Annotated in this window: 13 protein-coding genes; 8 read left to right on the forward strand and 5 right to left on the reverse strand. The window is 69.8% G+C overall.

Features of this window, described 5'->3' with window-relative positions; all coding sequences use genetic code 11:
* Positions 1-89 precede the first annotated feature (89 nt).
* Together groL and A5622_RS24155 are read right to left on the reverse strand one after the other, a co-directional pair.
* On the reverse strand, positions 90-1,715 hold the full coding sequence (gene groL / locus A5622_RS24150) for a chaperonin GroEL (RefSeq protein ID WP_007768358.1): 1,626 nt from the start codon (positions 1,713-1,715) through the stop codon (positions 90-92).
* Positions 1,716-1,930: 215 nt separating this feature from the next.
* Positions 1,931-2,503, reverse strand: coding sequence for a TetR/AcrR family transcriptional regulator (locus tag A5622_RS24155; RefSeq protein WP_066881686.1), 573 nt, complete (start codon positions 2,501-2,503; stop codon positions 1,931-1,933).
* Between the two features lie 103 nt (positions 2,504-2,606).
* On the opposite strand from A5622_RS24155, the gene A5622_RS24160 reads away from it, so the two are divergent.
* On the forward strand, positions 2,607-3,518 hold the full coding sequence (locus A5622_RS24160) for an SDR family NAD(P)-dependent oxidoreductase (RefSeq protein ID WP_066881687.1): 912 nt from the start codon (positions 2,607-2,609) through the stop codon (positions 3,516-3,518).
* On the opposite strand, the gene A5622_RS24165 is transcribed toward A5622_RS24160, so the two are convergent.
* Complete coding sequence (locus A5622_RS24165; protein ID WP_066881689.1) at positions 3,515-4,213, reverse strand: M24 family metallopeptidase; 699 nt, start codon at positions 4,211-4,213, stop codon at positions 3,515-3,517. The genes A5622_RS24160 and A5622_RS24165 overlap by 4 nt on opposite strands.
* A gap of 29 nt (positions 4,214-4,242) precedes the next feature.
* Between A5622_RS24165 and A5622_RS24170 the strand changes: the two genes are divergently transcribed.
* Positions 4,243-4,737 (forward strand): cupin domain-containing protein, encoded by a 495-nt coding sequence (locus tag A5622_RS24170; RefSeq protein WP_066867554.1) that lies wholly within the window; start codon positions 4,243-4,245, stop codon positions 4,735-4,737.
* Between the two features lie 379 nt (positions 4,738-5,116).
* Here the strand turns inward: A5622_RS24170 and A5622_RS24175 are convergent, their stop codons facing one another.
* Complete coding sequence (locus A5622_RS24175) at positions 5,117-5,725, reverse strand: TetR family transcriptional regulator (protein ID WP_066881705.1); 609 nt, start codon at positions 5,723-5,725, stop codon at positions 5,117-5,119.
* Positions 5,726-5,824: 99 nt separating this feature from the next.
* Between A5622_RS24175 and A5622_RS24180 the strand changes: the two genes are divergently transcribed.
* From A5622_RS24180 to glp, 3 genes are all read left to right on the forward strand, one after another.
* Entirely contained in the window at positions 5,825-6,889 is a 1,065-nt protein-coding gene (locus tag A5622_RS24180) for a S9 family peptidase (RefSeq protein WP_066881691.1), read from the forward strand.
* A gap of 137 nt (positions 6,890-7,026) precedes the next feature.
* Positions 7,027-7,977 carry an SDR family NAD(P)-dependent oxidoreductase gene (locus A5622_RS24185; protein ID WP_066881697.1) on the forward strand — a complete coding sequence of 317 codons (951 nt, stop codon included), beginning with the start codon at positions 7,027-7,029 and terminating at the stop codon, positions 7,975-7,977.
* 20 nt (positions 7,978-7,997) lie between these two features.
* Positions 7,998-9,203, forward strand: a complete 1,206-nt coding sequence (gene glp / locus A5622_RS24190) for a gephyrin-like molybdotransferase Glp (protein ID WP_066881699.1) — start codon at positions 7,998-8,000, stop codon at positions 9,201-9,203.
* Positions 9,204-9,547: 344 nt separating this feature from the next.
* On the opposite strand, the gene A5622_RS24195 is transcribed toward glp, so the two are convergent.
* On the reverse strand, positions 9,548-10,759 hold the full coding sequence (locus tag A5622_RS24195) for an MFS transporter (protein WP_066881701.1): 1,212 nt from the start codon (positions 10,757-10,759) through the stop codon (positions 9,548-9,550).
* A 65-nt stretch (positions 10,760-10,824) separates the two neighbouring features.
* Here A5622_RS24195 and A5622_RS24200 point away from each other — a divergent pair, with 65 nt between their 5' ends.
* From A5622_RS24200 to A5622_RS24210, 3 genes are all read left to right on the forward strand, one after another.
* On the forward strand, positions 10,825-11,547 hold the full coding sequence (locus A5622_RS24200) for a phosphatidylserine decarboxylase (RefSeq protein WP_082972246.1): 723 nt from the start codon (positions 10,825-10,827) through the stop codon (positions 11,545-11,547).
* Positions 11,544-12,407: a CDP-diacylglycerol--serine O-phosphatidyltransferase gene (gene pssA, locus A5622_RS24205; protein WP_066872514.1), complete on the forward strand. Its 864-nt coding sequence runs from the start codon at positions 11,544-11,546 to the stop codon at positions 12,405-12,407. The genes A5622_RS24200 and pssA overlap by 4 nt, the downstream gene beginning before the upstream one ends.
* The coding region (locus A5622_RS24210; protein ID WP_156753074.1) for an AAA family ATPase at positions 12,404-13,504 on the forward strand (1,101 nt) is incomplete at its 3' end. The genes pssA and A5622_RS24210, both read left to right, overlap by 4 nt.

Consider the following 13,504-nt stretch of genomic DNA (forward strand, 5'->3'; position numbering starts at 1 on the left):
GCGACGCCCGGGTGTCGAGACGTCCCGTAGACACGAAAAAGCCCGGCCCCTTGTGGGGGCCGGGCTTTCCCGTGCTTGAGTCGTCGGACTTAGAAGTCCATGCCGCCCATGCCACCGGTCGGGTCGCCCGCGGGTGCGGCCGCCTTCTCCGGCTTGTCGGCGACGACGGCCTCGGTGGTGAGGAACAGGCCCGCGATGGACGCCGCGTTCTGCAGCGCCGAACGGGTCACCTTCACCGGGTCGGCAACGCCGGCTTTGAGCAGGTCCTCGTACTCACCGGTCGCGGCGTTCAGGCCGGTACCGGCGGGCGAGTTGCGGACCTTCTCGGCCACGACGCCGGGCTCCAAACCACCGTTGAAGGCGATCTGCTTCAGCGGAGCCTCGAGCGCCACACGGACGATGTTGGCGCCGGTCGCCTCGTCACCGGTGAGCTTCAGCTCGTCCAGCGACGGGGTCGCGTGCAGCAGGGCCACGCCACCACCGGCGACGATGCCCTCCTCGACGGCGGCCTTGGCGTTGCGGACGGCGTCCTCGATGCGGTGCTTGCGCTCCTTGAGCTCGACCTCGGTCGCGGCTCCGGCCTTGATCACCGCAACACCGCCGGCCAGCTTGGCCAGGCGCTCCTGCAGCTTCTCGCGGTCGTAGTCCGAGTCGCTGTTCTCGATCTCGCTGCGGATCTGGGCCACCCGGCCGGCGATGGCGTCGGAGTCACCGGCGCCCTCGACGATGGTGGTCTCGTCCTTGGTGACGACGACCTTGCGGGCCTTACCCAGCAGGGCGACGTCGGCGCTCTCCAGCGACAGGCCGACCTCTTCGCTGATGACCTGACCACCGGTGAGGATGGCCATGTCCTGCAGCATCGCCTTGCGGCGGTCTCCGAAGCCGGGAGCCTTGACGGCCACCGACTTGAAGGTGCCGCGGATCTTGTTGACGACCAGGGTGCTCAGCGCCTCGCCCTCGACGTCCTCGGCGATGATCAGCAGCGGCTTGCCGGCCTGGATGACCTTCTCCAGCAGGGGCAGCAGGTCCTTGACGGTCGAAACCTTGGAGCTGACCAGCAGGATGAAGGGGTCCTCGAGGACGGCTTCCTGACGCTCCGCGTCGGTGACGAAGTAGCCCGAGATGTAGCCCTTGTCGAACCGCATGCCCTCGGTGAGCTCGAGCTGCAGGCCGAAGGTGTTGGACTCCTCGACGGTGATGACGCCCTCGTTGCCGACCTTGTCCATCGCCTCGGCGATCAGGTCGCCGATCGACTGGTCGCCCGCGGAGATGGCCGCGGTGGCAGCGATCTGGTCCTTGGTCTCGACCTCTTTGGCCGACTTGAGCAGGGTCTCGGTGACCTTCTCGACGGCCTTCTCGATGCCGCGCTTCAGACCCAGCGGGTTGGCACCAGCCGCAACGTTGCGCAGGCCCTCGCGGACCAACGCCTGGGCCAGCACCGTGGCCGTCGTCGTGCCATCACCGGCGACGTCGTCGGTCTTCTTGGCGACTTCCTTGACCAGCTCGGCGCCGATCTTCTCGTAGGGGTCCTCCAGCTCGATCTCCTTGGCGATGGAAACCCCATCGTTGGTGATCGTGGGGGCGCCCCACTTCTTCTCCAGGACGACGTTGCGGCCCTTGGGACCCAACGTCACCTTTACCGCGTCGGCGAGGGCGTTCAGCCCCCGCTCGAGGCCGCGACGGGCCTCCTCGTCGTACGCAATTGTCTTGGCCATTGCGAAGTGATTCCTCCGAAACTATGGGGTGACACTCAGGGCGACCGCTTGTCGGGTCGCCCCATCAACGCTGTGGCCGGGTGCAGTGCCCGCGACGGACGGCTAGGTGTCTTCCGCTTGCCACGGCCCTGGCCTCACCGTCCCGACCTAGCACTCGCTGGTCGCGAGTGCCAACGTCATTCTTAGCACTCGCCTATGTCGAGTGCAAGAAGAGGTCAGCCCGATCGCCCAGCGCGTAAACCGTCGACGACGACGTCGGTCACCCGCTCGGCCAAGTCCGGGTTGTAGGCCTCCGCGGCCTGACACCCGACCATGATCGCCTTGACTTCGCGCACCCCGATGTCCTGGCGCGCGGTGCCCGCCCGCTGCGCGGCCCGCAGCAGTTCGTCGAGCATGGCCAGGAACGCGTCCTCGGCGTCGGGCGCCGCGCTGGCGATGTCGATCCCGAATCCGGCCAGCGCGTCGACCAGGCCGCGATCCGCCGCGCCCCAGTGCAGCACCATCGAACGCAGCAGGGCGAATAGCGCCTCGCCGGGTCCGAGGGTGTCCAGCAGGGCCCGCCCGTCGTCGACCAGCCGCTGCATCCGGTCCTCGATGACGGCCTGGAACAGCGCCTCCTTGGTCGGGAAGTGCCGGTAGACGGTGCCGGCCCCGACGCCGGCGCGGCGCGCGATCTCGTCGATGGGTACCGAAAGGCCCTCGGCCGCGAAGGTGTCATAGGCGACTTCGAGCACGCGCGCGCGGTTGCGCGCCGCATCGGCACGCAACCGGCGTTCGGGCCGTGCCATCTGTTCACCATCCATCGATTGACAAACCGGGGCGTGCGTTCCGTATAGTCGGATTCAACCGGAGCGCCCGCCCCGTTTACTCTACAAGTTCAAGGAGTCTCTCATGGCCAAGTGGACCACCAAGGACATTCCCGACCAGACCGGACGGGTCGCCGTCATCACCGGGGCCAATACCGGATTGGGCTACGAGACCGCCCTGGCGCTGGCCGACCGCGGCGCCCACGTGGTGCTGGCCGTGCGCAACCTGGACAAGGGCAAGGACGCGGCCGCCCGCATCACCGCCCACAGCCCCCACGCCGACGTCGCGCTTCAGGAGCTGGACCTGACGTCGCTTCAGTCCGTGCGGTCCGCCGCCGAACAGTTGCGCACCGCGCACGACCGCATCGACCTGCTGATCAACAACGCGGGCGTGATGTGGACGCCGAAGTCGACCACCAAGGACGGCTTCGAGTTGCAGTTCGGCACCAACCACCTGGGCCACTTCGCCCTTACCGGCCTGCTGTTGGACCGGCTGCTGCCGGTGGCCGGCTCGCGGGTCGTGACGGTGAGCAGCCTCGGCCACCGCATCCTGGCCGACATCCACTTCGACGACCTGCAGTGGGAGCGCAGCTATAACAGGGTCGCCGCCTATGGACAGGCCAAGCTGGCCAACCTGCTGTTCACCTACGAGCTGCAGCGGCGGCTGGCTCCGCACGGGACGACGATCGCCGTCGCCGCGCACCCCGGCGGCTCGCGCACCGAACTGACGCGCAACCTTCCGCCGCTCGTCGACCGGGTCGTGACTCCGGTGTTCGGCCTGATCTCGCAGGCCGCGGCCGCGGGCGCGCTGCCGCAGTTGCGCGCCGGCACCGACCCGGGCGTGCTCGGTGGCCAGTACTTCGGACCGGACGGCATCGGCGAGATGCAGGGCAGCCCGAAGGTGGTGACATCCAGCGTCAAGTCGCACGATGCCGAACGGCAGCGCCGGTTGTGGACGGTGTCGGAGGAACTGACCGGGGTGAAGTACGCCGTTTAGCCCAGATCGAGCAGCTGCTCGTAAAAGCCGCCGAAACCGCGCGGGCGATCGACGAGGTGGATCTCGAGGATCCAGTGACAGATGCGCCCGCGCGGATCGGTGCGGCGCATCGGCTTGTTCGACCCGGGCATGACATACCACTGGACGCCCCGGCCGGCGATCTTCTTGTGCGGAAATTCGCCGATCAGATGGCCCGCGATATGGCTGCCCCACTCGAAGCCCTCGGCGCGGGCCACGCCGACGACGTAGTCGAACAGCTCGGCGCCGGTGATCTCGGGGTTGCTCGCGAAGTGGTCGCGACCGGCCTGCCACACCCGTGGCAGGGCGTCGCGAAGGGCGATCTTGTGCGGGTCGTCACCGAGTACGAACGTCCGCCCGAAATCGGCCTCCCACTCCTCGAAGATCGGCCCCAGGTCCAAAAAGACGATGTCGTCGTCGGCGATCATCCGGTCCGGCGGGCGTTCCTGGAACGGCTGCAACGTGTTCTCCCCGGCGCGCACGATCCGCCGGTGCCAGTGCCGGGTCACCCCGAACATCTCCCCGGCGAGGTCGTGGATCTGGTCGGAGAGTTCCTTTTCCCCCAACCCGGGCCGGATCATGGCCCGCCGCTCGATCTCGTCGAACAGATGGCCGGCCTTGTCTTCGGCGTCCAGCAGCCGTTGCACGCGAACATCTTCGGCGCTCGATCCCTTCACACCGGCGATGCTATGCGCACACTGGAACCATGTCCCTCGTCGTGCCGCCCTACCCGCCAGCCCGCTACACCAAGGACGAACCGGAGATCAGCGCCTGGCTCAAGCGGGCCGATCAGCCACCCGATTACGAAACCTCCGGCGTCAAGTACCACTACCTGGCCAACCAGCAGGACACCGCCGGCGATTACGGCCTCTACCGGGTCGACATCGCGCCGGCCGGTGGCGGTCCCCCGGCACATTTTCACCGCGCCATGTCCGAGGCGTTCTTCGTCCTGTCCGGGACGATGAAGCTCTACGACGGCACCGAGTGGACGGACGGTCACCAGGGTGACTTCCTCTACGTGCCACCCGGGGGCGTCCACGGTTTTCGCAACGAGGCGAACGAACCGGCATCGATTCTGATGCTGTTCGCGCCCGGCGCGCCGCGCGAGGCGTACTTCGAAGGCTTTGCGGCCCTGGCGGATATGACCGACGACGAGCGCCGCGAATGGTTCATCCGGCACGATAATTTCTGGGTGCAGTAAACCCTTGCATTAACGCGAAATTTGTTCCGCCGTAACGTTTCTGATGGCGCCGCCGGCCACGGGACCGATGGGCGTAGGGTGTGGCCGTGCGAACGAGGAAGCCGTCGAAACGGGCCGCGGCCTGGATGCGGCAACGGATCGATTGGTCGATGAGCGCCCCGGTGATGATCAGCCTGCGCGTCAAACGCCCAAAACCCCGGAGCACACCGGACTTTCGGCCGCGCCCACCAGCGCCGGTCGCCGTACACGAACGCGGCACCCGGGTCAGCGGCTATCAACGGGGCGGGCGAGGGTTGCGCGATCGCGCCCGGGCACGCCTGTCGCTCGCACCGCCCGCGATGACACGGCGGCCCCGCGTACCGCGCACGCCGGGCCGGCGCTACGTCGCGCCCGTCAGGTCGCCGTCGACGTAGCGCTGCAGGTTGGGCGTGATCGCCGCGAGCATTTCCTCGTTCGTCATCGACGCGAGGGGCTCGATCTTCCAGACGTAGCGCATCAGGGCCAGGCCGATCGTCTGCGACGCGATCAGGCCGCTGCGGACAAGGCGCTCGTCTTCGTCGACCCCGAGCTGTGCGACGCCCATCAGGCTGCCGGCGACGACGCGTCGTAGCTTTTCGCGGGTGGTCGGTTCGTGCGCCGCGGTCTGCAGGATGGCGTGCAACGTCGGCCCGATCTCCTCGTCGTCCCAGCTGGCCAGCATTAGCTCCAGCACGGCGGCGCCGAGTTGTTCGACCGGCGTAACCCAGACCTTGGCGACGTCGTCGAGCCACTTCTGCGGCGGGTTCGTCGCCGCGTCGAGCAGCTTCTCCTTGGACCCGAAGTAGTGGTAGACCAGCGCGGGATCGACGTCGGCGGCCCGGGCGATCGCGCGGATGGTGGTGCCCGCCCAGCCGTGTTCGGCGAATTCGACGCGGGCCGCGGCCACGATCCGCGCGGCCAGCACGCCGCGCTCATCGCGCGGGCCGGGCGTGGTCGACCTCTTCGGCATGAGTTTCATCATAGCGTGAATTTCCCCTTGCGTTGAGACTAGTTTCACCGTAGCGTGAGACTAGTCTCAACGGGCCGTGAAAATGAGGAGCTGGCCACCATGTACACCTACGACATCGACGCGTCGGCCATGTTCGACGACCGCACCGAGCAGTTCGCGAAGTTCGGGATCCCGCGCGAGGACATCGAGCGGGTCCGCGCGGCCGTCGACGACATGTGGGCCGATGCGCCCGGCGGCTGGGTCTATGAATGGTCTTCGCTGGCAAGCGAATACGCCGAGCGAACCGAACATCGGATGGCGTCGCTGGTCTACGGGTGCGCAAAGTTTCCCTGCCTCACCGACGCGGCGCGGGCCAAAGCGATGCAGCACCAGCTCGAGCAGTTCCAGTTGGCGGCCGGCGATTTCCCGGTGCACTTCGAACGGCGCATCCTCACCGTCGCCTACCGTGACGGGTCCGTCGAGGTGCCGGTGCACCTGTATTCGGCCGACGGTGACTACGCCGCCCGTCCGGTGCTGATCGCCAGCGGCGGCGTGGACACCTGGAAGATGGACATCCACCCGTGGTGGGTCGCATTCACCCAGGGCGCGGGCGTGACCACCATGGCCTTCGACCATCCCGGCACGGGCGAAACCGCGATCCCGCTCGACCAACACGCCGACGACGTGATCCGCGGGCTCGCCCGCCACGCCCGGACGCTGGGCGACGGCCGGGTCGCGCACTTCGGCGCATCGTTCGGCGGCAACTTCGCCGCGATGTCGGGACTGTCCGGAATCGTCGATGCCGCAATCGATCTCGGCGGTCCCGTGGTCGCCGCCTTCGGTCCCGACAATCTCGCGAAACTGCCCTACGGCATGCACGACATCCTGGGCAACGCGATGCAGTGGGACCACTCCCCCACCCTCGATCAGCTCAGCGCCGGAATGGAACGCCTGAATCGCGCGGATCTGCTTGCCCAGCAAACTAATTCGGCGATGTTGGTGATCAACGGCGCCGACGACTATTTCGTCCCGCAATCCGACACTTTAGACTTCCGGGGCCGCCGCGACACCGAGGTGCACCTGGTCGAGGGCACCGGCCACGTCGCGATGAGCAAAGCGCCCGAGGTGGTGCCGAAGATCATCGCCTGGCTGCGCCGCCAGATGGGATCGACCCCGACGGCCTGACAAACCCGCGCGGGTGGCGAATCCGGCGGAAATCGCTGTCGGGATAACGGTTTTTCATCGCAGGCCCACGGCCGGAACCGTCGAATGCCCGTCGCCCGACACGACGCCCTCGATCGTCGATGAGTATGTTTTGGGCCATGGCTTCCAACGACAAAGAGAACCGCAACTGGTCGGAGGGCGATGTCCCGGATCAAAGCGGCCGCGTCGTCGTCGTCACCGGCGCCAACACCGGCATCGGGTATGAGACGGCCGCCGTGCTGGCCTATCGCGGCGCCCACGTCGTGCTGGCGGTGCGCAATCTCGAGAAGGGCAACGCGGCGCTGTCGCGCATCGTCGCCGCAGGCGGCCAAGGGCGCGGGAAAGTAGATGTCACGCTGCAACAGCTGGACCTGACCTCGCTGGACGCGATCCGGTCGGCCGCCGACGCGCTGCGTGCGGCGTACCCCCGCATCGACCTGCTGATCAACAACGCGGGCGTGATGTGGACGCCCAAGCAGGTCACCCAGGACGGTTTCGAATTGCAGTTCGGCACCAACCACCTGGGCCACTTCGCGTTGACCGGGCTGCTGCTGGAAAACCTGCTGGGGGTGCGGGATTCGCGGGTGGTGACGGTCAGCAGCCTCGGGCACCGGCTGCGGGCCGCGATCCATTTCGACGACCTGCAGTGGGAACACCGCTACGACCGGATCGCCGCCTACGGGCAGTCCAAGCTGGCCAACCTGCTGTTCACCTACGAGCTGCAGCGACGGCTGGCGGCCAACCCCGACGCAAAGACCATCGCCGTCGCCGCGCATCCCGGCGGCTCCAACACCGAGCTGGCCCGCAACCTGCCGGGCGTCTTCCGGCCGGTGAAGGCCGTGCTGGGGCCGCTGCTGTTCCAGAGCCCGGCCATGGGCGCGTTGCCGACGCTGCGAGCCGCCACCGATCCGGCCGTTCAGGGCGGGCAGTACTTCGGCCCATCGGGATTCCTCGAACAGCGGGGCCGCCCGAAGCTGGTCGAGTCCAGCGCCCAGTCCCACGACGAGGAGCTGCAGCGCCGGCTGTGGGCCGTCTCCGAAGAACTCACCGGCGTCCGCTTCCCCGTCTGACCCGGGAGATAATGGCTCCGATGCGCTCAGTCGCCGAACATCAGCGGGTTGTCAGCGAGTTGATTCGTGCCCGGCCGCCGGTCGCGGTCCCGCTCGCCGAGGCCCAGGGCCTGGTGCTGGCCGAGGACGTGGTGGCGCAGCTGGCGTTGCCAGTCTTCGACAACTCGGCGATGGACGGTTACGCGGTGCGTGCCGAGGACACGTCGACCGCCACGCCCGAACACCCGGTGGTGCTGCCCGTCGCCGAGGACATTCCGGCCGGGCGCACCGACGAACTGACGCTGCAGCCCGGTACGGCCCACCGGATCATGACGGGCGCGCCGCTGCCGGCCGGGGCGACGGCAGTCGTGCCGGTGGAGGACACGGACGGCGGCGTGGACGTCGTGTCGATCCGCGCGCCACGGGAGGCGGGCAGGCACATCCGGCGCGCGGGCGAGGACGTCGCGCCCGGCACCACCGTCTTGCGCCAGGGTCAGGTCGTGACGCCGGCGGTGCTCGGCTTGGCGGCGGCGCTGGGCATCGCCGAGTTGCGGGTGATTCCGCGCCAGCGGGTGCTGGTGATCTCGACCGGTTCGGAGCTGGTGACGCCGGGCACCGCGCTGCGGCCCGGGCAGATCTACGAGTCCAACTCGATCATGCTGGCCGGCGCCGTTCGGGATGCAGGCGCCGAGCTGGTCGGCGTGGCGACCGCGGAAGACGAAGTGGCCCAGTTCAGTTCGATCATCGACCGATACGCCGGTGACGCCGACCTGATCATCACCAGCGGCGGCGTCAGCGCCGGCGCCTACGAGGTGGTCAAGGACGCCTTCGGGCGGGAGGGCGACCAGGGCGTGGAATTCGTCAAGGTCGCCATGCAGCCGGGCATGCCGCAAGGCGTGGGACGGGTGGCCGGCGCGACGATCGTCACGCTGCCCGGCAACCCGGTCAGCGCGCTGGTGTCCTTCGAGGTGTTCATCCGTCCGGCGCTGCGCAGGGCCATGGGCCTGCCGGATCCGGACCGTCCGCTTCGCACCGCGGTGCTCGCGGAGTCGCTGACCTCGCCGCGCGGCAAGCGCCAATTCCGCCGCGCGGTGCTGGGAGACGACGCCAGCACGGTCACCAGCTACGGGCCCCCCGCCTCGCATCACCTGCGGTGGCTGGCGTCGGCGAACGGGCTGCTGGACATCCCCGAGGACGTGGTCGAGGTGCCCGAGGGGACCCAGCTGCAGGTCTGGGATCTGCGCTAGCTCGGCGACGATGCAGCCCGCGCAGTGGGGTGAGGAGGAGGCGGGCAATCAGGCCTAGCTCGGCGACGATGCAGCCCGCGCAGTGGGGTGAGGAGGAGGCGGGCAATCAGGCCTAGCTCGGCGACGATGCAGCCCGCGCAGGGGGGTGAGGAGGCGGCGGGCCCTCAGCGCTAGCTCGGCGACGATGCAGCCCGCGCAGTGGGGTGAGGAGGAGGCGGGCAATCAGGCCTAGCTCGGCGACGATGCAGCCCGCGCAGTGGGGTGAGGAGGAGGCGGGCAATCAGGCCTAGCTCGGCGACGATGCAGCCCGCGCTGGGGGGTGAGGAGGAGGCGGGCAATCAGGCTTAGCCGGCGGGCGTGGCCACGTCCCGATGGAACTCGTCGGCCTTGTCGAAAGCCGGGGTGCAGCGGATGGCGATGCCGACGATCGCCATCATCACCGGAATGGTGACCAACGCCGCCGACAGCCCCACCCGGCCGGACAGGTGCCCGATCAGCGGCGGCCCGAGCAGATATCCCAGCCAGCCGGTGGCGGCCACGATAGCGATCGCCGATCCGGCGCCGCTGGCGCCGTAGGCCGCGCTGAACGCGGTCGGCACCAGCAGCGCAACGCCGGCGCCCAGCGCCGCGAAACCGAGCACGCCGATCCAGGCGTTGGCGGTCGCCAGCGTCACGCTCATGCCCACGACGGCCATCAGCGCCAGCCCCGGCAGCAGCCGGCGACTGGGCACCCGCGCGTGCAGCCGCGGTGCGCCGAACCGGGTGACGACCATCGCACACGTGTAGCCGGCGTAGCTCACCGCGGCGACGCTCGGGCCGGCGCCGACGACGTTGCGCAAATAGTTGGCCGACCAGTCGGTGGCGGCGCCTTCGCACAGGAACGAGGCGAACGCCACGGCCGCCAGGATCGCCACGGTCGGCGTCATCCAGGCCCGGTCGCCTTCCGCGTGGCCCGTCGGCGCCGCCGTCTCGGCCGCGTCGGGGATCAGGCGACGGGTCAGGGTTTCCACCACGATCAGGACCGCCAGCCCGAGCGCCGTCAACTGGACGGTCAGGCCGACGCCCGCGCTGACGCAGACCGCGCCGATCACCGCCCCCGCCAGCGCCCCGAGGCTCCACATGCCATGGAAGCGCGCCATGATCGGGGTCCCGGCGAGCCGCTCGACCGTGCCGGCCTGGGTGTTCATCGCGACGTCCAGCGCCCCCTGGAACAGCCCCCACAAGGCCAGCGCCGCGAACAGCGCGGCCGCGGACCGGGCCAGGCCCACGGTCGTGCCGGCCGCGGCGTAGCCGGCCACGGTGACCGGGATCAGCCGGTGGCTCCCCCAGCGGGGCAGCGCCCAGTGGCTGACCGCCGTGGCCACCACCGAGCCCAGCGGCGCGCCGAACAGCGCCGTTCCGAGCGCCGCGTCGGACAGGCCGAGCCCCGCCTTGACGTGCGGAATGTGGGCGGCCCAGGACGAGAACACCAGCCCGTGCGCGAGGAAGACGGCGGTGACCGCCACTTTCGCGCGGCGCACTCGTAGTGCCGTTCGATCGGCGCTGTGCGATTGCATGTCGAACGTGGGCGTTCCCCCTGCGGGCGTCCACGAATCAGTCGCGGGCTCCGTAAGATGGCCGCGTGGCACGCCGCCCCCGCACTGTCGGCCCCTCCGCTCAAGACCCGGGCTTCAGCCCGCAACACGCACTGGAACTGGTGCGTTCCGCCGTCCCGCCGGTGCATCCGGCCGGCCGACCGTTCATCGGCGCCGGGCTGGCGCTGGCCCTGGTCGGCCGCAGGCACCGATGGGTGCGACGGGCGGGCCTGCTGGCCGCCGGCGCCTGCGCCGGCTTCTTCCGTCACCCCCCTCGGGTGCCGCCGGCCCGGCCCGGCGCGATCGTCGCGCCCGCCGACGGCGAGATCTGCGTGATCGACTTCGCCACCCCGCCCGCCGAATTGAGCATGGGCGACGCGCCGCTGCCGCGGGTCAGCATCTTCCTGTCGCTGCTGGACGCCCACGTGCAGCGCGCGCCGGTCAGCGGCGAGGTGATCGCCGTGCAGCACCGGCCTGGCCGGTTCGGCTCGGCCGACCTGGCCGCGGCGAGCACCGAGAACGAACGCACCAGCCTGCACATCCGCACACCCAGCGGCGCGGACGTCGTCGCGGTGCAGGTCGCCGGGCTGCTGGCCCGGCGCATCATCTGCGACGCGCACGTCGGGGACAAGCTGTCGATCGGTGATACCTACGGCCTGATCCGGTTCGGGTCCAGGCTGGACACCTACCTGCCGGCGGGCTCCGAACCGCTGGTCAAGGTCGGTCAGCGCGCGATCGCCGGCGAGACCGTGCTGGCCGAGCTGCCATGATCAGCAAGCCGCGCGGGCGGCCGGCGGTCAACCTGCAGATCCTGCCGAGCGCGATGACGGTGCTCTCGGTCTGTGCGGGGTTGACCTCGATCCGGTTCGCCCTCGAACACCAGCCCAAGGCCGCGATGGCGCTGATCGCCGCGGCCGCGATCCTGGACGGGCTCGACGGGCGGGTGGCCCGCATCCTGGACGCCCAGTCGCGGATGGGCGAGCAGATCGACTCGCTGGCCGACGCGGTGAACTTCGGCGTGACCCCGGCGATCGTCCTCTACGTGACGCTGCTGACCAAGTCACCGGCCGGCTGGGTGGTGATCCTGCTCTACGCGGTGTGTGTGGTGCTGCGGCTGGCACGTTTCAACGCTTTGCAGGACGACGGCAGTCAGCCGGCCTACGCGCACGAGTTCTTCGTCGGCATGCCCGCGCCGGCGGGCGCGATCTCGATGATCGGCCTGATCGGACTCAAGCTGCAGTTCGGCGACGGTTGGTGGACGTCGCCGCTGTTTCTGTGCATCTGGATCACCGGGACGTCGATCCTGATGGTCAGCAAGATCCCGATGCGCAAGATGCACGCGGTCGCCGTGCCGCCGAGCTGGGCGGCGCCCCTGCTGGCGGTCCTGGCGATCTGCGCGGCGGCGGCCGTGCTGGCGCCCTACGTGTTGATTTGGGTGCTCATCGTCGCCTATCTGTGCCACGTGCCGTTCGCCATCCGCAACTCGCGCTGGCTGGCCGCGCACCCGGAGGCGTGGGACGACGAACCCAAGCAGCGCCGCGCGGCGCGGCGGGCGATCCGCCGGGCACAGCCCAACCGCCGGTCGGTGGCGCGGCTGGGCCTGCGCAAGCCGGGCAGGCGCCTGCCGTGAGTCGCTCCGGCGACGACTCGGGCCCGGCCCGTCAGCTCACCCTGACCGCTCGGCTGAACACCTCCGCGGTGGACTCTCGCCGCGGTGTCATCCGCTTGCATCCGAATGCCATTGCCGCGCTGGGCATTCGGGAATGGGACGCGGTATCGCTGATCGGGTCACGGACCACGGCGGCGGTGGCCGGCCTGGCCGGCCCGGACACCCCGGTCAGCACCGTGCTGCTCGACGACGTGACGCTGTCCAACGCGGGTCTGCGCGAGGGCACCCCGGTGGTCGTCGGCGCGGTCACCGTCTACGGCGCGCGGTCGGTGACGCTGGCCGGCTCGACGCTGGCCACCCAGTCGATCACGCCGGTCACGCTGCGACGAGCCTTGCTGGGCAAGGTGATTACCGTGGGCGACGCCGTCTCGCTGCTGCCCCGCGACCTGGGCCCGGGCACCTCGACGTCCGAGGCCACCCGCGCGCTGGCCACCGCGGTCGGTATCAGCTGGACCTCGGAGCTGCTGACCGTCACCGGCGTCGACCCCGACGGGCCGGTGAGCGTGCAGCCCAACACGCTCGTCACCTGGGGCACCGGCGTTCCGTCCGGTGCCAGAACCTCGTCGCGGATATCGGTCGAGGTCGCCAGGCCGGAGATGGTCGTCGAGGAACTCAAGGGCACCCAGCCCCAGGCCGCCAAGCTGGTCGAGTGGCTCAAGCTCGCGCTCGACGAACCGCATCTGCTCAAGACGCTGGGTGCGGGCGCCAACCTCGGGGTGCTGGTGTCGGGCCCGGCCGGTGTGGGCAAGGTGACCCTGGTGCGCGCGGTGTCCGGCGACCGCAGGCTGGTCACGCTCGACGGCCCGGAGGTCGGCGCGCTGGCCGCCGAGGACCGGCTCAAGGCCGTGGCGTCGGCGGTGCAGACGGTCCGCGACGGCGGTGGGGTGCTGCTGATCACCGACGTCGACGCCCTGCTGCCGGCCACCGCCGAGCCGGTGGCCTCGCTGATCCTCGGCGAGCTGCGTACCGCGGTGGCCAGCGAGGGCGTCGCCCTGATCGCCACCTCCGCGCGGCCCGACCAGCTCGACGCCCGGCTGCGGGCCCCCGACCTGTGCGAC

Origin of the sequence: Mycobacterium sp. 1245801.1 (assembly GCF_001673055.1) — a bacterium.
Taxonomy (GTDB): Bacteria; Actinomycetota; Actinomycetes; order Mycobacteriales; family Mycobacteriaceae; genus Mycobacterium; species Mycobacterium europaeum_A.

Coding starts and splice junctions, on each gene's coding strand:
- groL (WP_007768358.1), bottom strand. CDS start 1,715: ATGGCCAAGACAATTGCGTACGACGAGGAGGCCCGTCGCGGCCTCGAG.
- A5622_RS24155 (WP_066881686.1), bottom strand. CDS start 2,503: ATGGCACGGCCCGAACGCCGGTTGCGTGCCGATGCGGCGCGCAACCGC.
- A5622_RS24160 (WP_066881687.1), top strand. CDS start 2,607: ATGGCCAAGTGGACCACCAAGGACATTCCCGACCAGACCGGACGGGTC.
- A5622_RS24170 (WP_066867554.1), top strand. CDS start 4,243: ATGTCCCTCGTCGTGCCGCCCTACCCGCCAGCCCGCTACACCAAGGAC.
- A5622_RS24175 (WP_066881705.1), bottom strand. CDS start 5,725: ATGCCGAAGAGGTCGACCACGCCCGGCCCGCGCGATGAGCGCGGCGTG.
- A5622_RS24180 (WP_066881691.1), top strand. CDS start 5,825: ATGTACACCTACGACATCGACGCGTCGGCCATGTTCGACGACCGCACC.
- A5622_RS24185 (WP_066881697.1), top strand. CDS start 7,027: ATGGCTTCCAACGACAAAGAGAACCGCAACTGGTCGGAGGGCGATGTC.
- glp (WP_066881699.1), top strand. CDS start 7,998: ATGCGCTCAGTCGCCGAACATCAGCGGGTTGTCAGCGAGTTGATTCGT.
- A5622_RS24195 (WP_066881701.1), bottom strand. CDS start 10,759: ATGCAATCGCACAGCGCCGATCGAACGGCACTACGAGTGCGCCGCGCG.
- pssA (WP_066872514.1), top strand. CDS start 11,544: ATGATCAGCAAGCCGCGCGGGCGGCCGGCGGTCAACCTGCAGATCCTG.